Source organism: Polaromonas sp. P4_H1, assembly GCF_056400945.1.
In genome coordinates, this window is sequence record NZ_JBFUKG010000020.1 from 63,331 (window position 1) to 87,091 (window position 23,761).

At 65.8% G+C, this 23,761-nt stretch carries 12 protein-coding genes; 4 read left to right on the plus strand and 8 right to left on the minus strand.

The annotated features are described in order from the left end of the window. Positions 1 to 106: 106 nt before the first annotated feature. The 4 genes from AC1DS5_RS21605 to AC1DS5_RS21620 are packed head-to-tail and all read right to left on the minus strand — an operon-like array spanning position 107 to position 3,514. Positions 107 to 1,192 carry a S49 family peptidase gene (locus AC1DS5_RS21605; protein ID WP_477720306.1) on the minus strand — a complete coding sequence of 362 codons (1,086 nt, stop codon included), beginning with the start codon at positions 1,190 to 1,192 and terminating at the stop codon, positions 107 to 109. A gap of 21 nt (positions 1,193 to 1,213) precedes the next feature. Beyond that, a complete protein-coding gene (locus AC1DS5_RS21610) occupies positions 1,214 to 1,579 on the minus strand; it encodes a Rieske (2Fe-2S) protein (protein WP_477720307.1) in 366 nt (121 codons plus the stop codon). A 33-nt stretch (positions 1,580 to 1,612) separates the two neighbouring features. After that, on the minus strand, positions 1,613 to 2,272 hold the full coding sequence (locus tag AC1DS5_RS21615) for an HAD family hydrolase (RefSeq protein ID WP_477720308.1): 660 nt from the start codon (positions 2,270 to 2,272) through the stop codon (positions 1,613 to 1,615). A 51-nt stretch (positions 2,273 to 2,323) separates the two neighbouring features. Then, positions 2,324 to 3,514, minus strand: a complete 1,191-nt coding sequence (locus AC1DS5_RS21620; protein WP_477720309.1) for an RluA family pseudouridine synthase — start codon at positions 3,512 to 3,514, stop codon at positions 2,324 to 2,326. Between the two features lie 636 nt (positions 3,515 to 4,150). On the opposite strand from AC1DS5_RS21620, the gene AC1DS5_RS21625 reads away from it, so the two are divergent. Further along, positions 4,151 to 7,264: an Rne/Rng family ribonuclease gene (locus AC1DS5_RS21625; RefSeq protein WP_477720310.1), complete on the plus strand. Its 3,114-nt coding sequence runs from the start codon at positions 4,151 to 4,153 to the stop codon at positions 7,262 to 7,264. A 167-nt stretch (positions 7,265 to 7,431) separates the two neighbouring features. Here AC1DS5_RS21625 and AC1DS5_RS21630 read toward each other — a convergent pair whose 3' ends face one another. Genes AC1DS5_RS21630 through hemC form a run of 4 tightly spaced genes read right to left on the minus strand, consistent with a single transcriptional unit; the run spans position 7,432 to position 11,779 of the window. Then, on the minus strand, positions 7,432 to 8,724 hold the full coding sequence (locus AC1DS5_RS21630; RefSeq protein WP_477720311.1) for a heme biosynthesis HemY N-terminal domain-containing protein: 1,293 nt from the start codon (positions 8,722 to 8,724) through the stop codon (positions 7,432 to 7,434). A 23-nt stretch (positions 8,725 to 8,747) separates the two neighbouring features. Next, positions 8,748 to 9,902, minus strand: coding sequence for a uroporphyrinogen-III C-methyltransferase (locus tag AC1DS5_RS21635; protein WP_477720312.1), 1,155 nt, complete (start codon positions 9,900 to 9,902; stop codon positions 8,748 to 8,750). Continuing rightward, positions 9,899 to 10,771 (minus strand): uroporphyrinogen-III synthase, encoded by an 873-nt coding sequence (locus tag AC1DS5_RS21640; protein ID WP_477720313.1) that lies wholly within the window; start codon positions 10,769 to 10,771, stop codon positions 9,899 to 9,901. Before AC1DS5_RS21640 ends, AC1DS5_RS21635 begins: the two co-directional genes overlap by 4 nt. Positions 10,772 to 10,783: 12 nt before the next feature. Then, positions 10,784 to 11,779: a hydroxymethylbilane synthase gene (hemC, locus tag AC1DS5_RS21645; protein ID WP_477720314.1), complete on the minus strand. Its 996-nt coding sequence runs from the start codon at positions 11,777 to 11,779 to the stop codon at positions 10,784 to 10,786. An 82-nt stretch (positions 11,780 to 11,861) separates the two neighbouring features. Between hemC and ppc the strand changes: the two genes are divergently transcribed. The 3 genes from ppc (at position 11,862) to AC1DS5_RS21660 (ending at position 23,758) form a co-directional block, all read left to right on the plus strand. Further along, positions 11,862 to 14,816, plus strand: coding sequence for a phosphoenolpyruvate carboxylase (gene ppc, locus AC1DS5_RS21650; RefSeq protein WP_477720315.1), 2,955 nt, complete (start codon positions 11,862 to 11,864; stop codon positions 14,814 to 14,816). 289 nt (positions 14,817 to 15,105) lie between these two features. After that, positions 15,106 to 15,336 carry a hypothetical protein gene (locus AC1DS5_RS21655; protein WP_477720316.1) on the plus strand — a complete coding sequence of 77 codons (231 nt, stop codon included), beginning with the start codon at positions 15,106 to 15,108 and terminating at the stop codon, positions 15,334 to 15,336. A 4-nt stretch (positions 15,337 to 15,340) separates the two neighbouring features. Beyond that, positions 15,341 to 23,758, plus strand: a complete 8,418-nt coding sequence (locus tag AC1DS5_RS21660) for a glycoside hydrolase family 94 protein (RefSeq protein ID WP_477720317.1) — start codon at positions 15,341 to 15,343, stop codon at positions 23,756 to 23,758. Positions 23,759 to 23,761 lie beyond the last annotated feature (3 nt).

The following is a 23,761-nucleotide window of genomic DNA, read 5'->3' on the forward strand; positions in this document are numbered from 1 at the left end:
ACATCTGGGGCAGCCCGATAAAAAAAAGCCCGCACAATGAAATGGCGGGCTTTTTTTGGTTTTGTGGTGCAGCTGTTTTTTGGCGCTGCGTGATCCGAAAAGGCGCCTAGCGAATGGCAGGAATGACCTTGAAGGCCTTCATGGCCCCCTCGCCCATGGCCGCGCCAAACTTCTTGGCAAGGCGCTCGGCCACATTCTCGCGGCGCGTGTAGTCGATGATCTCTTCGGCCTTGACCACCTCGCGTGCCACATACTCCAGGCCGCCCAGCTGGTCAGCCAAACCCAGCTCCACCGCCTGCTGGCCGCTCCAGAACAGGCCGCTAAACATCTCCGGCATTTCCTTGAGGCGCTTGCCGCGGCCGGCTTTCACCACCGTGATGAACTGCTGGTGGATCTGGTCCAGCATGGCCTGCGCATACACGCGCTGCTTGTCGCTCTGCGGGCTGAAGGGGTCCAGAAAGCCCTTGTTCTCACCAGCCGTCAACAGCCGGCGTTCCACGCCCAGCTTGTCCATCAGGCCAGTGAAGCCAAAGCCGTCCATCAGCACGCCGATGCTGCCGACAATGCTGGCCTTGTCGACGTAAATCTTGTCGGCCGCCACCGCGATGTAATAGGCTGCCGATGCACAGGTTTCCTCCACCACGGCATAAACCGGCTTCTTGTGCTTGATCTTGAGGCGCAGGATTTCGTCATTCATCATGCCGGCCTGCACCGGGCTGCCCCCCGGTGAGTTGATCAGCAGCACCACGGCCTTGGCGCCATCGTCTTCAAACGCGGCACGCAGCGCCGCATTGACAAACTCGGCACTGGCGTCGGCGCCGGCGGCGATTTCACCCTTGATCTCCACCACGGCCGTGTGCGGCGCGGCCGCATCGGTGGCGGGGGTACCGCGGTGCAGGAGCATCCACACCAGCACGATGAAAAACGCCAGCCAGGACAGGCGCACAAAGGCTTTCCAGCGGCGGGCAGCTTTTTGCTCATTGAGCGATGCAAACGCCAGCTTCTCCAGCGTCGCGCGCTCCCAGCCGGGAGCCAGGGACGGGTCGGCCTGAAGGGCTTTTTTCGCTCCCGCTTCAGGAGCACGATCTTCCGGATAAGGACGGGACTCCGGCTGGTTCGGCCTGAAATCCGACTCCCGCAGGAGATCAGGGGAGGTGTCGTTCGGATTGTCGGGGCGGTTGGATTCGTTCATGGTCGCTAGTTTAGAGAAGTATTAGAACTGTACCGGTCTGAGGTTGTAAGCGGAATGCCAATAAACAACCCCGTCATTTTCCGAAAGCGTGATTTTGATCAACCCGCCCTGGCAGGGGCCGCCTGCGCACTGGCCGGTATCGGGCCGGTAAGCCGCACCATGGCTGGCGCACAGCAGCCATTGTCCGCTGTCGTCAAACACCTGGTTGGGCTGCCAGTCGAGTTCCATGGCCACATGCGTGCAGCGGTTCAGGTAAGCATGCGGCAGGCCCTCGTAACGGATGGCAAAAGCCCGGCAGGTCTGGCCCGCATAGTTGATATCGAAGGGCACTGCCTCCCCGCCGTCGACCAGGTCACTGGCATTGCACAGGGGTAACAGCTCATCCATGGGAAGCCCTTCAGTCGCTGGTACTAGCCATTACTAGCCATTGACCAGCAGCCAGTCATGGAGGTCCTGCACCGAATGGGCCACGTGGCGCGGCGCCAGGGCCGTGAAGGCATCAGGTTCGTGCGCGCCGTAGCTCACCCCCACACTGGGGCAGGCCGCATTGAGCGCCATCTGCAGATCGTGCGTGGTGTCGCCCACCATCAGCATCCGCTGAGACGTGCAGCCGAATTCCTCCATTAGCTCATGCAGCATCCGCGGGTCGGGCTTGCCGGCCGTCTCGTCGGCCGTGCGCGAGCCGTGAAACATGCCCTTGAGTTCCGCGCTCCGCAGCGCCTCATCCAGCCCGCGCCGGGATTTTCCGGTGGCCACCGCCAGCCGGAAGCCACGCGCCTTGAGGGCATTCAGCATCGGCAACACGCCGTCAAAGAGGATCAGGTCGTCGTAGTGGGCAGCGTAATGGTGGCGGTAACGGGCGCCCAGCTCGGGGTATTTTTCAGCGGATACATCCGGAGCCGCATAGGCCAGCGCCTGCATCAGGCCCAAGCCGATCACATAGGCGGCCGCCTGGTCGGTGGGCACGGTGCCACCCACGTCACGCACCGCGGCCTGGATGCAGCGCACGATGATGCTGGTGGAATCGAACAGCGTGCCGTCCCAGTCAAAGGCGATCAGGTCAAAATTTCGGGTGTGCATGCCTTGATTGTCGCTGGCCCCGGCACGCCCTGCAGGGCTGGGGCCATAGCGTCACGGTTCTCGGGTGCCTTCGGGCCGGAGCGACAGGAACTGCTGCAGTTCGTCGGGCAAGGGGGTTTCCAGGTGGATGGTCTTGCGTGTCTTGGGGTGGTTGAATTTCAGGCTCCAGGCATGCAGGAACATGCGCTTGAGGGGCGCGCCCCCGGCGACGGACTTCTGCAGGGACTTGTTCAGCTCGAAGTCGCCGTATTTATCATCCCCCGCAATCGGGTGGCCCTCGTTGGCCAGGTGCACGCGAATCTGGTGCGTGCGGCCGGTCTTGATGGTGACTTCGAGCAGGGTAAACGGGGTGCCCGGGGCCACGGGAAGGGCCGCAAAGGCGGACTTGACCTTGACCAGCGTGACCGAGCGCATGCCGTCGGGATGGTCATTGGACACCACCTTGACGCGCCGTTCGCCTTCACCAGCGCCACCGGGCAACAGGTATTTATGCAGCGCCTTGTCGATCACGCGGTGATTGGCAGGCCAGTTGCCGCTCACCAGCGCCAGGTAAACCTTGTCGGTTTCGCGCTCGCGAAATTGCTCCTGCAGCAGTTTCAGGGCCATGCGGCGCTTGGCGATCAGCAGGATGCCGCTGGTTTCCCGGTCCAGCCGGTGCACCAGCTCCAGGAAATCCGCCTCCGGCCGGGCCATGCGCAATTGTTCAATCACCCCAAAGCTCACACCGCTGCCGCCGTGCACGGCCACGCCGGCCGGTTTGTCGATGGCCAGCAGGAAGTCATCTTCGAAAAGGACGGGAAACTCCCGCGAGGGCGCATACCCGCCGACGGTGGAGCTGGCACCGTGGCGCGCCACCTCCTCGGCCATGGCCTGGGCCTTCTGGTCAGCCCGCTCCGAGGTCCGCACCGGCGGCAGGCGGACCACGTCGCCAGCCTCGAGGCGGGTGTCGGCCTGCGCCCTGCCCTTGTTGATCCGCACCTCGCCGCTGCGGATGATGCGGTAAACATGGGTTTTGGGCACACCCTTGAGCTGGCGGATCAGGAAGTTGTCGAGCCGCTGGCCGGCGTAGTCTTCATCGACCGTGACCAGCGTCGCCTGGGGCTGCGCCGGGGCAGCCACCTCGCGAACGACGGGACGGGACGGGGTCTGGGGCCTGGGTTGGGAGGCGGCAACAAGCGCGCGGACCGGTGCTTTAACCGGTCTCCTTGCCTTGCCTGCCGCTACCCCTATAATGTGTTTCACTAGCGATATGCTGTAAGTGGTTGATTTGTCTGGAGTTTAGTCCACCCAAGTCCGGAGCCCATCAAAAGGCTTGTTAACAAGCCGCCTACAGCCCCGCTGGAAGGTCGATGCCCTGCAGGCAATTGCCCGCAAGCGACGAGTGCCAGGCACCTCGCGGCGAGCGGATTACCGTGCAGACGAGTCGGCGTTTTGCGAATACAACTACGGAATACCATGCATTCAGCCCAAGTCACGCCAATCATCGTGCACAACAGGCTGCATGCGGATCCAGCTGAGATCAAGTCCTTTAACGGGTAGCCTTCTGATGACAACATGGGTCAGTCTGATAAATATATGCCTGCGGCGCCTTGGGGCCCTGCTTTTTGGCATAAATCAGCCTCCACCCATTGTCCAGTGGGCGCAAGCCGCTACATATTTTGTGGCAAGCACCTGTTTGACCCCTGCTCACTCCATCCACGCGCCTACGCCCAGACCACTTCGCTGACTGATTTTTCAGTCGGCCAGGGTGCGGTCAAAAGCTCTCCGGCAATTCCCCACGTTCGCACTGCGTCCCTCCGGCGTCGTTAGCCCATTTTGGGCATGTGATTGATGTTCGAGACATGACATCAAAACGAAGAACGATAAGGAAAGCTACCCATGAAACGGATGCTGGTAAACGCCACACAGGCAGAAGAACGCCGTCTGGCGATCGTCGATGGACAAAAACTCCTCGACTACGAAATTGAAATTGAAGGGCGCGAGCAGCGCAAGGGCAACATCTACAAGGCCGTCGTCACCCGCGTCGAGCCTTCGCTGGAAGCCTGTTTTGTCGATTACGGTGAAGACCGCCACGGCTTCCTGCCGTTCAAGGAAATCTCCAAGCAATACTTTGCACAAGGCGTGCCGGTCAGCCAGGCACGCATCAACGATGTGATCCGCGAAGGCCAGGAGCTGCTGGTCCAGGTGGAAAAAGAAGAGCGCGGCAACAAGGGCGCAGCCCTGACCACGTTCGTGTCGCTTGCCGGCCGCTATGTGGTCCTGATGCCCAACAACCCGCGCGGCGGTGGCGTGAGCCGCCGCATCGAAGGCGACGACCGGGCCGAGCTCAAGGAAGCGATGGACCAGCTCGAGTACCCGAACGGGATGAGCATCATCGCGCGCACCGCGGGCATCGGCCGCAGCGCGCCTGAGCTGCAGTGGGACCTGAACTACCTGCTCAAGCTCTGGACGGCCATCGACGGCGCCGGCAAGGGCGGCAAGGGCGCTTTCCTGATTTACCAGGAATCCAGCCTGGTGATCCGCGCCATCCGCGACTACTTCAACAGCGACATCGGCGACATCCTGTTCGACACCGACGACGTCTACGAGCAGGCCCGCCAGTTCATGGCGCATGTGATGCCCGAGCATGAGCACCGCGTCAAGCGCTACCGCGATGACGCACCGCTGTTCTCGCGCTTCCAGATCGAGCACCAGATCGAATCGGCCTACGCCCGCACCGTGCAACTGCCTTCCGGCGGCGCCATCGTGATCGACCACACCGAAGCACTGGTTTCGGTCGACGTCAACTCGGCCCGCGCCATCAAGGGCGGCGACATCGAGGAAACCGCCACGCGCACCAACCTGGAAGCCGCCGACGAAGTCGCACGCCAGATGCGCCTGCGCGACCTGGGTGGCCTGATCGTCATCGACTTCATCGACATGGAAGAGTCGCGCAACCGCCGCGACGTGGAAAACCGCCTGCGCGATGCGCTGCGGCAAGACCGCGCACGCGTGCAGTTCGGCACCATCAGCAAATTCGGCCTGATGGAAATGAGCCGTCAACGGCTGCGGCCAGCCTTGTCGGAAGGCGCATCGATTCCCTGCCCGCGCTGCGGCGGCTCCGGCCATATCCGCGACACGGAAAGCTCGGCGCTGCAGATCCTGCGCGTCATTCAGGAAGAGTCCCTGAAAGACAGCACGGCTTCGGTGCTGTGCCAGGTGCCGGTGGATGTGGCATCTTTCCTGCTCAACGAAAAACGCTCCGAAATCGGCAAGATCGAGCTCAAGCAGCGCATCAATGTGCTGCTGGTTCCCAACAAGACACTGGAGACGCCGAACTACCGCCTGGAGCGCCTCAAGCACGACGATCCGCGCCTGGACAATATCGAAGCGAGCTACAAGCTGGCCGACGAGGTGGAAGACCCGACGACGGTGACCCGCCGCAGCCAGGAAAAACACAACAAGCAGGAACCCGTGATCAAGGGCGTACTGCCCGATGCGCCTGCGCCGATTGCGCCACCCAAGCCCGAACCGGTAGCCCCTGCGGCCAAAGTGGCACCCCGCCCTGCGCCGGCAGCGCCCGCCCACGTGGCGGCCGAAAAAGGCTTCTTTGGCTGGATCAAGAGCCTGTTCGGCGGCGCCGAGGCACCGGCTGCTGCGCCTGCCATTGAAGTGAAAAAAGAAGAGCGTGGCGGCGACGCACGACGTGATGGACGTGGCGAACGTGGCGAACGCGGCGAGCGAGGTGAACGTTCAGAGCGCGGTGGCCGCGATGGCCGCCGTGGTGGCCGCAGTCGTGGTGAAGGACGTGGCGAGGCTCGCCCGGAGGGCCGCCCCGAAGGCCGTGGCGACCGTACCGAGGGCCGCGGCGGCGAACGCCGTGAACGCAGTCCCGAAGCACGCGGCGAAGGCGCACGCCAGGAGCGTCCCGCCGGCGAAGTTCGCGCTGAAGCCCGCACTGAAAATCGCGGCGAAGGCCAGCCCCGCGGCGAAAGCCGTGAAGGGCGTGAGGGTCGCGGCGAAGGTCGCGGTGACCGCAACCGCCGCGAGCGCGGCGAACGCGGGGACCGCATTCCGCGCGATGCGGTAGAGCAGGATCTCGCACTGGCCAACCAGGCCGCCATGGCTGCAGCCATGGGTGGCGATGCTGCCGTGCAAGGCCAGGACAGGCCCGCCCCGGAAGCCGGCCGTGACGGCGATCGCCAGCAGGGCGGACGCGAAGGACGGGGCGAAGGCCGCCGTGAACGCGGCGAACGGGGTGGTGAACGCGGTGGCCGTCGCAATGACCGCCGCGGCGAACGCACCGAGGGCCAGGGCCCGGCCCCCGAGGCGGCTGGCAACCTCGTGAATGCTGAAGCCGCGCCTATGGCCGCCGCCGCACTCGACGAGACCGGCCAGGGCGTCAACCCGGCAGACGAGCAACGCCAGCCCCGCGAACGCCGCAGCCGTGACCGCTACGGCCGCGACCGGCGCGAGCGTGGCGAGGAGCGCGGTGAAACCGGCGAGCGCAGCGAGCAGCCCGCCGAGGGCGCCGCCGCACCCGCCGGCTCAGCGCCAGGTCAGGTGCCAGCCCAGGAAGAGCGTGCGCCAGTCGCTGCAGAATTTGTAGCACCGACGACCCCTTCGGCAAACGTTCCAGTTGCGGTTCCGGCTCAGGTTCAGGCTCCCGCGCCTGCCTACACGGCACCAGCCGCTGTTGTCGCACCAGTGGCTGCGCCCGTGCCGGTACCTGCGCCCGCAGCAGCCGGTATCACGCTGCCCAAGGTCCAGGCCTACGCCCTGCCCCTGCAGGACCTGGCCCAGGTGGCCGAGTCTTCAGGCCTGCAGTGGGTCAACTCCGATGCGGCCAAGATTGCCGAGGTGCAAGCCGCCATCGCAGCTGAAATCAAACCGCTGCATGTGCCGCGCGAGCGCCCACCCCTGGCGGTGTCCGATGAAGGTCCACTGGTGCTGGTGGAGACCAAACGCGATCTGGGCTCGATGACGCTGCCCTTTGAAAACCCGGCCGCCTGATGGACTGACGGGCAATCACCCCCCATGAAAAAGGCCCCGCACGCGGGGCCTTTTCTTTGCCTGTCCACTTTGCCTGTCCAGCTTCTTGCGCCGGTATTCCGTGAAGTTTTGTGCTGCGCCCTGCACAGACAGCAGCGCCTGGCCGCAGAGTCCTTGCGCTTCTATCTCTAATTAAGCTGTGCAGCGCGCTTGTAGGCCTGGGCCGCCGCCGGCTCATCCTCACGCTGCTCAGCCAGCACTGCCAGCGCACGCCAGGCATTGCGGTGCAGCGTGGCATCCTGCAGGCCCATGGCGGCTTGCGACAGCAGCTGGCGGGCCTTGCCCCACAGTTGGCGGTTCAGGCAGGCCATGCCGGCCAGGTACTGCAGATTGGCGTCGCGCGGCCGGCTGAGCTGCGCCGTTTCGATACGGGCCAGCCAGGCCGCGTCCAGGGAGTCCAGGCCAGCTTCCAGCACCGTGATCAGCTTGATGCGAAGGTTGTCGCCGATCTCCGAGCGCGGCTCCATCATGCGGTCCCACACCTGCAGCAGCCAGGCGCGCGCCAGCCCGGCGTCGCCGTGCAGCGCCATCAGCCGCGATGCGGCATGCACCACCAGCTCAGGCATCGCCCGCTCGCTCTCGTCCAGCGAAAACCAGGCTTGCTGCAACTGCGCCGGATCATGCGCGTCGTTCAGCAACTCCAGTGCCAGGCCGCGCACAATGCTTTGCGCCGCCGCCTGTGAAAAAGCACGGTGCTTGGCCAGCAGGCGGGCGGTGTCCAGCGCCAGCAAGGTCTGCTTGACCTGACGGGTCGCGCGCAGCTTCATGCGCAGGGCCAGGGTACGCCGCGCGGCGCCTTGGGGCAACTGCGTCAGCCACTCGAGTGCAGCGCCGGCATCACGGTCTTCCAGCGCCCAGCGTGCCGCACGGAGCTGCACACCCTCGCGCACTTCCTGCGCATGGCGCTGGGCCGCGCTTTGCAGCGCCAGCTGCAGGTGCTGGTCGCGCAAGGCACTGTTTTGCAGGGACTGCGCGCTTTCCGCTACCAGCAGGTGGGCCAGCGATCGCAATTGCGTGGACCGGCTCGCGCTGTGGCCGGTCACCTGGCCCGATTGATCGGTGAGCAGGCCCAGGCTTTTTTCCTGCACGAGGGCGTTTTGCGCCGACTTGGTGGCGCGGATGTAGCGCCCCGCCAGCAGGTTCGCCAGCGAGTCCATCAGGGAGCCGTACATGGCACGCTCTTTCTGCTGGGCACGCCAGCGCCGCGCTTCCAGCGGCAGGGCGAACAGGGCCGACATGGCGCGCAGGGCACCGTACAGCAGCATGAAAAAGCCTGCCAGTACCAGCACCATCAGGTTGAAGGAAACATCAAGCCGGTGCGGCGGCCAGAAGACAGTGACCACCGCCTGGTTGTTGCCCGCAAACAGGGCCACAGCCACGGCGACACCAAACAGGGCCACAAGCCAGAGGGCGGCGCGCATCGTTGGCTCCCTGTCCTTAACGCTTAACGGCCTGCAGCCGCGGTGGCCAGTGCAGACATGGTTTCGTCCAGGCGGGGCAGCTCGCTGGTTTTGAGCTGGCCCTGCACCTGTTGCAGCAACTGGGCCGCCACCTGGGTCTTGCGCGAAGCAGGGTCAAAGTATTTACCCAGCCAGGCGTTGGCGCTCAGCAAGTCCGCGCGCGCGGCTTCCGTCTGGCGTGACAGCAGGCCAAGGCGCGCATTGAGCAGCTTGAGCTTGAGGTTTTCACGCAGGAAAAACGACTGTTCGGGAGAAAGCAGTGCCGCCTCAGGCTGCTCGATGCGGCTCACGCGCAAGAGCTTGCGGGCTTCTTCGCGCAGGTTGTCGAGCGTCCGCTGCGCCCAGGTATTGAGCACCAGCTTGTCAAACACCAGCAGCGAGTGCTGGGGCGCGGAGGCGCCAGTGTGCGGGACCGAAGCCGCCCCGGCGAGGCCATTCGCCCCGCGCACAGGCGCCGCAGCCACCATGGCATTGGCCAGCGGCAAGTCGTCGGCCAGGCGGACCAGTTCGTCGAGCTTGAGCAGCAGCACGGGCACATCGGTCAGGCTGGCCGCCTTGATGCGGTCCATGTCCCGGGAGATGGCGCGCTGCAAGGGGTTCAGGCGGGGCTGGGCGGCGCGCGCCAGGCGCTGCTCGGCCGACTTGAGCGCCGCGAGCAGCGGCTCGGCGCTGCCTGTGAGCTGGGCCTGCTGCTGGGCCAGCCGCAACGCAGACTCCATATCCACCACCAGATTTTCATCCCGCGAGCGTGACAGGCTCTGCATCAGCTCTTCAAGTTGCGTGCGCTGCAGGCTGACTTCGCTGATGCGGGTTTCCTGCAGGGCCAGCCGGGCCGACAGCTCCCGCGCGCCTTCCTGGGCCTGCCGGGCCAGCGTGCGCGCTTCTATCGCCTGCGCACCCGACTCCGTGCTGCGGCGGGCGAGTTCTTCCTGGATATTGCCGAGCTTTTGCCAGAGCAGCCCGCTGGCGAGCAAGCCGGCCGCCGCCAGCACCGCCACTAGGAGCGCCCATTTGCGGGGCACCACCCAGGCATCTGGCCGAACGGACTGCGGCTCGGCCGGTACCAGGGCGCGTTCCAGCACAGACTCGCTGTCGGAAACGGGTTGTTCGGGCTGGGCGGGATGGCTGCTGTCGCTCATGGATGAAGTGATTCTATCGAGCGGACAACGGCCTTGATGTCGTTCAGCGCCGGACGTGACTCCACAACAACACCCCAGCCCGCAGCACGCACGGTATCGGCAATGCGCGGATGCGTGGCCACGGCGCGCGCGTGGCGCCAGTCCATCGCCGGCAGGCTGGCCAGGTTGGCCACCGCTTCTGAACTGCTGAACAGCCAGACCGAGCCATCGGTGCTGGCAGCCCTGGCACGCCGCAGCTGCGCTTCGGTCAGCACCGGCGCACGGCGCTGGTACACCGCCAGGAAATCCACCTGTGCGCCCGCCGCTTCCCACTGGCGTGCCAGCCAGTCCCGGCCCGGCGAGCCTGTGCCCTCGCCCGCCGCACCGACGCTGTGCCCGCGCACGATCAGCACCCGGCGGCCCTGCCAGCGGCGCGGGCCCACCACCTGCCACAGGGCTTGCGAATCAAACTGGCTGGCATCCGGCGCCGGCGCATCGATCTGCGCCGCGGGAACGCCGGCGGCAAGCAGTGCAGCCACCGTGCCCGGCCCCGGCGCCATGAAGCGCAGGTCGGGCAATGGCCGGCTTAAGACCGAATTCGCTATGTTATTAATAGCTGATTGTTCAGTGAATTCAAGGCTAGCAGCCAAATTTCCCCTGAAAAAATGCTCTACCGCATTGGCACTGACAAACATGCAGGCAGCGTAGCTGTCCAGCGTTTGCCAGGCCTGCTCCAGCGCCTGCAGGTCCGAAAGCCTGCTGGCCGGTGCAATGTCAATCAGGGGTAGAGCCTCGGCCTCGATGCCGCTCTGCTGGAGCTGCTGCACCCAGTGCTGCGCATCGCGAGCGGGCCGGGTCACAATGACGCGGACAGGGCGGGGAATGCTCACTCGGCCCCCGCGTCAGGTGTCGGAAGGGGTGTTGGTGGCCCAGACCGCGCCGCCGGCACGCAGCTGCGCCGCCACCGCTTCGCCCAGCGCCTCGGCCTCGGAAAAACTGCGCACTACCGCTGTTTTTTGCACCCGCACCAGCGGGGCCAGTGGCTGGCCGGCCGGAGCCTCGGCGGTGGCCGGATCGCCCCAGGCCGCATGGAGCAGCATGCCTTCTGCGGCCGGACCTCGGGTGTAGGCGGCCAGCGGCATGGAGCAGCTGCCACCCATGGCGCGCGAGACGGTGCGCTCAGCCGTCACCGCCAGCCAGGTCGGCTGATGGGCCAGCGATCCGAGGGCCTGCATCAAATCACCGCGGTCGGCCCGCACCTCAATGCCCAGCGCGCCTTGCCCCGCGGCCGGCAGCATGTCGGCGGGCGCAAAGATGCTGCGAATGCGCGCCTGAAGGCCCAGCCGCTTGAGTCCAGCCGCCGCCAGCACGATGGCGTGGTAGTGGCCCTCGTCGAGCTTGCGCAGGCGTGTGTCGAGATTACCGCGCAGCGGCTCGATTTTCAGGTCAGGCCGCAGCGCTTTAAGCAGCACCAGCCGGCGCAGGCTGGAGGTTCCGACCACCGCGCCCTGCGGGAGGTCGGCCAGCGAAGCGAACTGGCTGGAGACAAAGGCGTCGTGCGGATCTTCGCGCTCCAGCACGCAGGCCAGCGCGAAGCCTTCGGGCAGATCCATGGGCACGTCCTTGAGCGAATGCACGGCCAGGTCGGCCCGGCCTTCGCTGAGGGCAATTTCGAGCTCCTTGACAAACAGGCCCTTGCCGCCGACCTTGCTCAGGGAACGGTCCAGGATCTGGTCGCCCTGGGTCGTCATGCCCAGCAGTTCCACCTGCCAGCCCAGACGCGATTCGAGCAGGGCCTTGACATGCCCGGCCTGCCACAGGGCCAGCCGGCTTTCGCGCGTGGCGATGACGATTTTGGGGGGGGCAAGCGGGTTGCCGGGTTGAAACGCTGCAGACACTCGTAACCTGTTCGTAATCCTTGGGGGAAAGTGAATGCTAGCATGCGGGGTTCAAGAACAGGTCCAGAACCAGAGGGTAGAGATGGTCATTTCAGCACGCGCCAGGAAGGTCAATGAGAACGCCAAAGACGGCACCACCACCGGCAAGGCCTCCACCCGGTCCCGGGACAACGAGCGCCCGCTGGTGGAAGACATCCGCCTGCTGGGCCGTATCCTGGGAGACGTGATTCGCGAGCAGGAAGGTCTCATCGCCTACGAACTGATCGAGCAGGTGCGCAAGCTGTCGGTGGCTTTTCGGCGCGATGCCGACCAGGAAGCCGACAAGGCGCTCAAGAAGCTGCTCAAGGGCCTGAGCGGCGAGCAGACCGTCAGCGTCATCCGGGCCTTTACCTACTTCAGCCACCTGGCCAACCTGGCGGAAGACCGCCACCATATCCGCCGCCGCGCCGTCCACGAGCGCGCGGGCGACACCCAGGAAGGCAGCATCGAAGTGGCGCTGGCCCGCCTGCGCTGGGCGGGGATATCCCCCAAAACCATCGCCAGCACACTGGCCCACAGTTTCGTGTCGCCGGTGCTCACCGCCCACCCCACCGAAGTGCAGCGCAAAAGCATTCTGGATGCCGAACGCGACATTGCACAGCTGCTCACGGCGCGCGATGACATCAAGGCGCTGGCGCAGGCCACCAACGCCGCAAAGGACGCCCTCACGCCTCGCGAGCTGGCGGCCAACGAAGCCCAGTTGCGCGCCCGCGTGATGCAGTTGTGGCAAACGCGCCTGCTGCGCTTTTCCAAGCTCACGGTGGCCGACGAGATCGAAAACGCGCTGAGCTACTACGAGGCCACATTTCTGCGCGAAATCCCCAAGCTCTACGCCAACCTGGAGCGCGAGCTGGGCAACCAGCCGGTGCACAGCTTCCTGCGCATGGGGCAGTGGATAGGCGGCGACCGCGATGGCAATCCGAATGTCAGTGCGGACACGCTCAACTACGCGCTGGCACGGCAGGCCGAAGTGGCCCTGCGCCACTACCTGACCGAAGTCCACTACCTGGGCGGCGAGCTGTCGCTGTCAGCCATGCTGGTGGAGGTCAGCCCAGGCATGCAGGCACTGGCTGAAAGCTCTCCGGACACCAACGAACATCGCAAGGACGAGCCCTATCGCCGTGCCCTGACCGGCGTGTACGCCCGGCTGGCAGCCACCCTGAAGGAGCTGACGGGTGGCGAGGCCGCACGCCACGCCGTGGCGCCGCAGAACGCCTATGCCCGGGCCGAAGATTTCCTGGCGGACCTGCGCACGATTGAAGCGTCGCTGAAATCGAATCACGGCGAGGCGCTGGTTGCCCAGCGCCTGCATCCGCTGATCCGGGCGGTCGAAGTGTTTGGTTTTCACCTGGCGACGGTGGACCTGCGCCAGAGCTCCGACAAACACGAGGAAGTGGTGGCCGAACTGCTGGCCGTGGCGCGCATCGAACCCCGCTACGCCAGCCTGGACGAAGCCGCAAAGCGCGCGCTGCTGATCCGCCTGCTCAACGACGCGCGACCCCTGCGCGTGATCGGCACCGCCTACTCGGCGCATGCGCAGAGCGAGCTGGCCATCTTTGAAGCCGCACGCACCGCGCGCGCGCGCTTTGGCAAGGAAGCCATACGCCACTACATCATCAGCCACACCGAAACCGTGAGCGATTTGCTGGAGGTGCTGCTGCTGCAAAAAGAAGTCGGGCTGATGCATGGCATTCTCAATGACCCCCACGCTAGTCACTCCGTGTACGGCGCTGCCCCCCAGGGGGGCGCTCGCGCCTTGGGGCGGCCCGGCGACGCGACGTTCGACAACGGCGCCACCAACGATCTGATCGTGGTGCCGCTGTTTGAAACCATCGAAGACCTGCGCAATGCCGCGCCCATCATGCGCGAGTACTACGCGCTGCCGGGGATCGCCCAGCTGGTGCAACGCAGCGGCGCCGAGCAGGACATCATGCTCGGCTATTCCGACAGCAACAAGGACGGCGGCATCTTCACCAGCAACTGGGAGCTGTACCGCGCCGAGATCGCGCTGGTCGAGCTGTTCGACCAGCTGGCGAACTCGCACAACATCCAGTTGCGCATGTTCCATGGCCGCGGCGGCACGGTAGGCCGGGGCGGCGGCCCGAGCTACCAGGCCATCCTGGCGCAGCCCCCGGGCACAGTGCGCGGGCAGATCCGCCTGACCGAGCAGGGCGAGGTCATCGGCTCCAAATATGCCAACCCGGAAATCGGCCGGCGCAATCTTGAAACCCTGGTGGCGGCCACGCTGGAAGCCACGCTCCTGCAACCGACCAAACCGGCGACCAAGGCCTTTTTGCAGGCGGCTGCCGAGTTGTCACAGGCCAGCATGGCCGCCTACCGCGCACTGGTCTACGAAACACCTGGCTTTAACGAATACTTTTTCGGCGCCACACCGATCCGGGAGATTGCCGAACTCAATATCGGCTCTCGCCCCGCATCGCGCAAGGCTTCGCAGAAAATTGAAGACCTGCGCGCCATTCCGTGGGGCTTCAGCTGGGGCCAGTGCCGCCTGACCCTGCCCGGCTGGTATGGCTTTGGCGCCGCCATTGAAAAAATGCTCGACGCGGGCGGCACACCCGCCACCCGCAAGGAAACGCTGGCTCTGCTGCAAAAAATGTACAAGCAGTGGCCGTTCTTTCGCACCCTGCTGAGCAACATGGACATGGTGCTGGCCAAAAGTGATCTGGCGCTGGCGTCGCGCTACGCCGAGCTGGTGGGTGACGCCCGGCTGCGCAAGAAGGTTTTCACCGCGATCGAGGCAGAGTGGCACCGTACCGCGGAAGCGCTGACGCTGATCACCGGTGAAAAACAGCGGCTGGCCGGCAATGCGGCACTGCAGCGCTCCATCCGCCACCGTTTCCCCTACATTGACCCCCTGCACCATCTGCAGGTCGAGCTGGTGCGACGCTACCGCGAAGGCAAGACCGACCAGAAAGTGCAAACCGGCATCCATATTTCGATCAACGGGATCGCGGCCGGATTGCGCAATACGGGCTGATTTTGAGGTTTACCGGACCTACCCTCCCTACCTGACCTGACCGACGCACCGTTTCCCGCCCCCGTCGGACCCCGCCGCTCGGGGCGCAGGGGTATTCTGGCGCGCCTGCAGAAGGCCGGTAGCAAGCCCTGTTGCAGTAGGCCCTGTAGGCATTGTCCTAGCCAAACTCCGGAGTCGTCTGATGTCATTTCGGGGCGCCCCCGCTTAGCATGGGTGTTAGCCATGGAAAATCCGCGTGCGTTTCGCTGCGCGGTGACTATCCAGACTCATCCCCCGGAGCGCAACAATCATGACGACCCTTGAGATCATGGCCGATTCGTCGTCGGCCCGCACCACCGATTTTGTGTCCGCGGACGCCGCCAACCTGGCGTCCCACATGAGTCACTGCGCCAGCTCACGCAGCCGTTTCTTTGCCCTGCATTCGGCACTTCAATCCATTCATGGCTTGGTGAGCCCGCGCATTGTCACGGTCTCGGCAGTGTTGGCAATCTGCCTCGGCCTGCTTGTCGTTATAGCCTGAGCGTGTGAAAACGACTCCCATCGAACGGCTGGAGTCCTTAAGTCCCTACGCCAGGAAAGTTATTTTTTCCCAGCGCGATGAGCTGCAGGAGCCCATACGCGCGGAGCTCTTCGGCGCGCAGCGGTTTGAGGAGCATGGCCGCAGCCTGGCCGCAGTGCAGACCGTGCGGCCCGCCGGCAGCCCCGACCGCGGGTCGCCCTTTTTCCCCCGTGTGAAGGAAAACATCGCCGCGCTTCGCCAGGCCTACGACTACATCGCCCTGACCTCGCAAAGCGGCCATTACGTGACGCCGGCTGCCGAGTGGCTGCTCGACAACTTTCACCTGATTGAAGCGCAGCTTCAGCAGATCCAGGAGGGCGTTCCCCACCGCTACTATGCGGACCTGCCCAAACTGGCCGACAAGCCGCTGGAAGGCCTGCCGCGCGTCTACGGCATCGCCTGGGCCTATGTTGCACACACCGACAGCGTGCTCGACCCGGTGCTCTTCACGGCTTTCCTGCATGCCTACCAGGAGGTCAGCGAACTCACCCTGGGCGAACTCTGGGCCCTGCCTACCACCCTGCGCGTGGTGCTGCTGGAAAATCTGCGTCGCATGGCCGACCGGATTGCCTGGAACAAGGTCGCACGGGAAGTCGCACACGCCGTCTGGGATTCGGCCGATATCATGAGCGTGCAGGCACTCGATGAGCTGCACCAGCGCCTGCAAAGCCGCGGCCTCGAACGCGGCTACCTGACCCAGCTGTGGCAGCGCATGCCTACGGAACAGGTGGATTCCGCCGTTCCCCTTGTCGGCTGGATAGAACACCATTGCCCCGATGGGCTGGGCCTGATTGGCGAGGGGCAAACCAGCCAGGTCGCGGCCAACCTCACGGTCAGCAACATCATCACCACGCTCAGGCTGATTGGCCAGGTGGAATGGGCCGAACTGATTGAGCCGGTGAGCCATTCGCTGCAGGTCCTGCGCCGGCTGCCCAGCTTTTCCAGGGAAAGCGAGATGACGCGCCAGCAGATCACCCGCGCGATGGAAAGGCTGTCCCAGCAAAGCGGCCGCTCCGAACGTGCCGTGGCCGAAGCAGTGCTGGCAGCCGCCCGGCAGCCCAACAATTCGATGGTCGCGCGAACGGCAGGCTACTACCTGATGGGGCCGGGCCGCCCGCTGCTGGAGGCGGCGCTGCGCCCGCCCGGCACAGCTCTCAAAGCACTGCCGGCCAGACTGACGCGGCGCGCCTGGCGCCTGCCGCTGTATGCCGCGGTCTGGCTGGCCGGCACGGTAGCGGCTCTCTGGTGGGCCGTGCCTGCGCCTGCCGCCATGCACTGGACGGGCTGGGTGGCTGTATTCCTGATGGCGTGGCCTGCCTCCGAAGCCGTGGCCTCACTGATTCACCGCTTGATTGCGGAGTCGACCCGCATCCAGCCGATGGCCCGCCTTGACTTCAGCGCCGGCATTCCGGCCGAGCACCGCGTGCTGGTGGTGATTCCCGCCATGCTCAGTTCCACCGCCTCCAACAGCGAACTCGTGCACCGGCTCGGCCTGCATTGGCTGGCCAGCCGCGAAATCCACGCCCAGTACGCCCTGCTGACAGACTGGGTCGACGCGGACACGCCCACCCTGCCTGGTGACCAGGCCCTGCTCGATGACGCCCTCGCCAGGTTGCGCGCGCTCAACCGCCGCTACCCGCCCGCCGCCGGCGCGCCCCCCCGTTTTGTGCTGCTGCACCGCCCGCGCAGCTGGTCGCCCACAGAAAGTCGCTGGATAGGCTGGGAACGCAAGCGCGGCAAGCTCGAAATACTGCTGCGGCAACTGGCCGAGGGCTCGGCATCGACGTTTGTGCCGGTCAGCCCCGACATGCGCCTGGCAGACGGCGTGCGCTATGTCCTGACGCTGGACAGCGACACCACCCTGCCCGCGGGCGCCCTGCGGGAACTGGTCTCCATCGCCGCCCATCCGCTGAATGCGCCGCAGATTGACCGCAAAGGCCACCGCGTGACCGCGGGTTACGGCATCCTGCAACCGCGCGTGGTGACACCCCTGTCGGCGCACCATGAGCGTTCACCATTTCATGCGATGTTTGCGGGCCAGTGCGGCCTGGACCCTTACGGCAGCAGCGCCTCCGACCTGTACCAGGATGTGTTTGGCCAGGGGACGTTTACCGGCAAGGGGCTGCTCAATGTGGCTGCGGTTCATGCGGTGCTGGACCAGCGGCTGCCCGAAGGCGCGGTTTTGAGCCATGACCTGCTGGAAGGCAGCATCACCCGCTGTGGCTATGTCAGCGACGTCGTCCTGCTGGAAGACCATCCCCATCACACCGGTGTGGCGGCATCGCGCGTTCATCGCTGGACACGGGGTGACTGGCAGCTGCTGCCCCTGATGCTGCGCGCCCGGCACTTCGGTATTGACGCGCTGGGTGTGTGGCGCATGACGGACAACCTGCGCCGCTCGCTCGTCGCACCCGCTGCACTGGCGCTGCTGGTGTGGGTGATCTTCACCGGTGCCCTTTCGCTGGTGACCACCCTGGCATTCGTCCTCTCCGCCTACCTGGCCGGACCGTTGATGGGGGCGCTGGCAGGTTTGGTGCCCACGCGCCGCGGCATTGCATGGCTTCATTTCTTCCATGTAGGCTTGCGCGAGGTGGCACGCAGTTTTGCGGCAAGCGCCTGGCAGTTCAGCCAGCTCGCGGTTCAGGCCGGCCTGATCTCCGACGCCATTGCGCGGGCCCTGTGGCGCATGGCCGTCAGCCACAGGCACCTGCTCGAATGGACCATGGCGGTGCAGGCGCAGGCGTCGGCGAAATACACGATGGGCGCCTTCCTGCGCCGCCACGCGGCGGCGTCGCTTCTTTGCGCGGGGCTGGCAGTGGCCGCGTGCTGGAGCCCGCATCCCTGGGCCGGCCCCGCCCTGTTCCTGCTGTGGGCCATGGCGCCCCTGACCAGCTGGTGGGCCAGCAAACCGGCGGCACGCCCGCTACGGCTGACGCTCGACGCCAGGGACAGGGACTACCTGCATCAGCTGGCCCGGCAGACCTGGCAGTTTTTTGAGCGTTGCGTCGGGCCCGAAGACAACCACCTGCCGCCGGACAACCTGCAGCTGTTGCCCGAGCCGACGCTCGCCCACCGCACATCGCCCACCAACATCGGCCTGTACCTGCTGGCCACGGCCTGCGCGCACGAGTTTGGATGGATCACCATCGCCGACCTTCTCGCGCGGCTGGAAGCCACGCTCGGCACGGTGGAGCGATTGCCCAAGCACGATGGCCATCTGTTCAACTGGTATGAAACGCGCACGCTACAGGTGCTGCTTCCCGCCTACGTGTCGACCGTGGACAGCGGCAACCTGGCGGGCCATTTGCTGGCCACTGCGCAGGCATGCCGGAGGTTAGTGGCCCCCACGTTTGTCGCTGCGCGTGCCTTCGGCGGTGCGCTGCCCCTTTCACCCCATGAAGGGGCGCATTCCGCCTTGGGGCGGCCCGGCGGCGAAACCCTGGCCCCCACGCTTGTCGCTTCGCGCGCCTCCGGCGGTGCGCTGCCCCTTTCACGAGGAGATGGGGCTGAACTTGCCCGGGGCGGCCCTTCGCTGCGTTCAATGGCCCCTACGCTTGCCGCATCTTTGACCGCGGAACAGGTCGCCAGCCTGAACCATCTTGCCGATCGCTGCGAGCGCCTGTGCATGGCGATGGACTTCAGGGGTCTTTACAGCGCCAAGCGTCACCTGTTTCACATTGGCTTGCGCGTGCACGAGCAGGCGCTAGATGCCAGCTACTACGACCTGATGGCATCCGAGGTCAGGCTGACGAGCTTTCTGGCGATGGCCAAGGGCGACATACCGCGGCGCCACTGGCTGGCACTGGGCCGCGCCTTCCTGACGGTCGGCATCACACCCGGGCTCAAGTCATGGTCAGGCTCCATGTTCGAGTACCTGATGCCCTCGCTGGTCATGACCGAACCCGACCAGGGCCTGCTGCATGTCTCGGGCCTCGCGGCGGTCAAGGAGCAGCAGGCTTTCGGCAGGGCAAACCACCTGCCCTGGGGAGTCTCCGAGTCCGCCTATCTGGCGCAGGACCACACCCTCGCCTACCAGTACGCGCCCTTCGGGGTGCCACGGCTGGCCCTTCGCCGCACGCCGCCCGGTGACCGGGTCGTGGCACCGTATGCCAGCGTAATGGCGGCCATGTTTGCCCCGCGGCAGGCAGTTGCCAACCTGCGCCGGCTCGAAGCGCTCGGCGCGCGCGGAGACTGCGGCTTCATGGATGCGGTGGACTTCACGGTCTCCCGGCAGCCGGCGGCGCAGGCGCTCAGCGTGGTCTACAACTTCATGGCGCATCACCAGGGCATGTCGCTGGTGGCGCTGTGCAATGTGCTGTGCGACGAGGCGCCGCGCCGCTGGTTCGCCTCAGCGCCGCTGGTGCAGGCCCACGAGTCGCTGCTTCATGAACGCACACCGCGCCAGATCATCGAGAGTGCCGATCCGCGCACCCTCCCGGAGCCGGACCTGATCGAAGAGGGGCCCCTTTACCAGTCGCGCGATGTGGATCCGGCGGCAACCGGCTGGCAGCCGACGCAGCTGCTGTCCAACGGGCGCTACAGCGTGGCACTGCGCGCCAGTGGCGCTGGTGTGAGCCGCTGGCACGCGCAAAACCGCACGTACAACATCACACGCTGGCGCGACGACCTCCTGCGCGACGAGTACGGCACATTCATTTACCTTCGCACCGAAGGTCAGGCGCGCGCCTCATCTCTCACGTACCACCCCGCGCCGAATCCCGACTGGCATTACTCGGCCATGTTTCTCGCGGATCGGGTCCAGTTTGACGCGATGTCGACCGACCTGGAGGCGACGACCAGCGTGCTGGTGAGTCCGGAGGACGACACCGAGATCCGCACGGTCACGCTGCACAACCTCTCCACGGCCACGGTCACGCTGGAGGTGATTTCATGCCTTGAGGCGGTGCTGACCGACCCGCGCGCCGACGAGGCCCACCCCGCCTTCTCCAACCTGTTTGTGCAAACCGGGTGGCATCCCGAGTGGCGCGCCCTGATCCTGTCGCGCAAACCCCGGCTGCAGGAAGATGCAGGCATGGCCATGGCGCATTTCCTGGCCGATTCCGATGCCAATGTGCGGGCCATCGACTTCATCGCCGACCGGCGCGCCTTCCTCGGGCGCAACCATGTGCCCGCGCAACCCGCATTGCAGGCGCAGGCCAGGCAGGCTGATGGTTCCCCCGTCAATGGGCTCGACCCCGTCGCGGGCCTGCGCGTGCGGGTGCGCATCCAGGCCGGTGGTGTTGCGCGGCTGACTTTTGCGACCGCCGCCGCGGAAACGACCGAGGAGCTGGAGCCGCGCATCGACAAATACCTACAGACGATGCACGTGGAGCGGGCCACCCGGATGGCCGCCACGCTGGCGCAGGTACGTCTGCGCGATCTGGGAACGGATCCGGAAGAAAACGAGGCCCTCCAGGATCTCAACACGGCGCTGATGTACACGGCGGCACGTCCCGGAAGCGATCGCGGCCCGGTGGACCAGCGTCAGCTCTGGCGCTTCGGCCTGTCGGGCGACAAGCCCATCGTGCTGGTACGCATTCACTCCAGCAACGGGCTGGGTCTCGTGCGTGCCCTGCTGCGCGCCCAACCCTGGTGGAGCTTCTGCGGCCTGGCGACCGATGTGGTGATCCTCAACAGCGAGGTCAACTCCTACCTGATGCCCCTGCAGCAGGGCATCCTCGCCCTGCGCGACCATACCCTCCAGCAGGCGGAAAACAGCTTTCCGCGCAGCGATGTCGCCGGTTTCTTCCTGCTGCGCGACCACGAGGTGGCGCCCTCCGAAAAGGCTGCGCTGTCCGGCCTGGCACGCATTACCCTCATCGCAGACGGGCGCCCGCTCCAGCAGCAGGTGGCGGCCTGGAAGGACCTGGCCGGGCCGACGCGCCGGAGCCCGCGCGCCGCCGCGCCCCTGCTAGAAGTGGCGGAAGACCCCCCGTCCGCGCAACCTGTCTCGCCTGTTTCGCTGCAGGCGCCCGCAGGGCGCTTCGACGCCGCCACGGGAGAATTCCAGTTCGACATCGATCGCCAGCACCGCCCGCCGCGCCCATGGATCAACGTGATTTCGAATCCGTCCTTCGGTTTTCAGGTCTCCGAAGCGGGCGCCGGCTACACCTGGGCAGTCAACAGCCGCCTGCATCAACTCACGCCGTGGTCCAACGATCCGGTACGGGATCCCGGTTTTGAACACTACCTGCTGCAGGACCTCGATACGGGAAAGCCGCTCGCCCTGAGCCCCTCCACCGAAAGTGGTTCACAGCAGGCGTTCCGCGTGCGTCACGGCCAGGGCTACACCGTGTTTGAATGCCTGCACGGAGAGCTGAAGGTGGAAACCACCTTCTTTGCCGACCGCAATGACGCCGTCAAGATCGTGCGGGTGCGGCTGCACCAGCAGGGCGCCGGCAAGCGCCGTCTGCGCGCGCTGGCCATGGTGGAGTGGCAGATGGGCGCGGCACGCCACGACCGGCGTACCGTCCATGCCTGGAAAGCCCAGGATCTGCCCGCCGTGCTGGCGCAGCAGCGCGAAGGCCGTGCCGGCTTCGGCGGCAACAGTGCCTTTTTGTCGCTCACCGGCCTGCCCGGTCCGCTGCAGTGGACGTGCGACCGTCGCGAATTTTTTGACGCCGCCGGCGGCCTGGTGCTCCCCGGCTTGCTGGGCCAGCAGACCGGGAGTGGCGTAGACCCCTGTGCGGCGCTCGCCGGAGAGTTCAGCCTGTCGGCCGGCCAGAGCCTGGACCTGTGCTTCATGCTGGGTCATGCCGGCGATGCCGCAGGCGCCGAACAACTGGCACGCACCTGGCAAGTCAGGGATGTGGACGAGGCGCTGGCGGGCGTCAAAAACTTCTGGACTGACCTGCTCGGCAAAGTCGAGGTACGCACCCCCGACCCGCTGTTTGACGCGCTGGTCAACCGCTGGCTGCTCTACCAGACCCTCACCTCGCGTCTTTGGTCCAAGGCGGGCTTTTACCAGGCTGGCGGAGCGTTCGGGTTTCGCGACCAGTTGCAGGACGCGATGGCCTTTGCGCTGATCGAGCCGCAACGGCTGCGCGAGCAGATTCTTCTCAACGCCTCGCGCCAGTTTCCAGAGGGCGATGTGCAGCATTGGTGGCACGCACCCGGCGGCGAAGGCGTGCGCACGCATTTTTCGGACGACCTGCTGTGGCTTCCCTATGCCTGCGCGCACTACATTGCAATGACGGGCGATGCCGGCATTCTTGACGAGAACGTGTTGTTTATTGAAGGGGCGGCCATACCCGACGGCGCGGAAGACGCGTATTACCCGCCCAAGGCCAGCGATGAAACGGCGTCGGTCTTTGAGCACTGCGCGCGCGCCATAGACCGCAGCCTCGCGGTGGGCGCTCACGGCCTGCCCCTGATGGGCACCGGTGACTGGAACGACGGCATGAACCGCGTGGGCCATGAGGGACGCGGCGAATCCGTCTGGCTGGCCTGGTTTTTGTGCAGCGTGGTCGCGCAGTTCAGCCCCCTGGCGGAAACCCGGGGCGAGCGGGCCCGCATGGACCGCTGGAACACCAGCCGCGAGGGCTGGGTCGCAGCACTGCACCGCGACGGCTGGGACGGGCAGTGGTTTCGCCGCGCCTTCTTTGACAACGGCGCACCCCTGGGTTCATCGGTCAATGAAGAGTGCCGGATTGACCTGATCGCGCAGGCCTGGTCGGTGCTGTCGGAGGCCTCCAGCCCACCCTACACCACGCCGGCGCTTCAGGCCATGAATCGCGAACTGATAGACCCCGAGGCCGGCCTGCTGCGCCTGCTGCACCCGCCGTTCGCTACCTCGGAAAACAACCCGGGCTACATTCAGGCCTACCCCCCCGGCATCCGGGAAAACGGCGGGCAGTATTCGCACGCCGGCGTCTGGGCCCTGATGGCGCAAGCGAAAACAGGCGACGCCGAAGCGGCCTGGGAAAGCTTCAAGGCGCTGAGCCCCGCCCACCGCAGCCGGCACCCGCAACGCGGCCCGCAGTACGAGATCGAACCCTATGTGATGGCGGGCGATGTGTACAGCGCCGCGCCCTATGTCGGCCGCGGCGGCTGGAGCTGGTACACGGGTTCCGCCGCTTGGCTGCACAGGGCCGCGCTGGAAAACCTGATCGGCCTGCAGGTGCGCCAGGGCGAGTTTTGCATGTCACCCTGCCTGCCGGCCCACTGGCCTTCGGTGGAGGTCACGCTCAGGCTGCAGGACCGCGTCATCCACATACGCTGGCAGCGCGCCGGTGTCGCAACCGACGGCGATTTCAAGCCCGAATACACGGTGCAGCCCGGACAGTGGCTGCCGCTCGCGGCGCTGGGCCCACGCACTACGCTGCTCGTTCAGGAGGGCGCCGTCACCAACGCCCCCTTAGCGCCAGCGACTGTCTATAGCTGACGC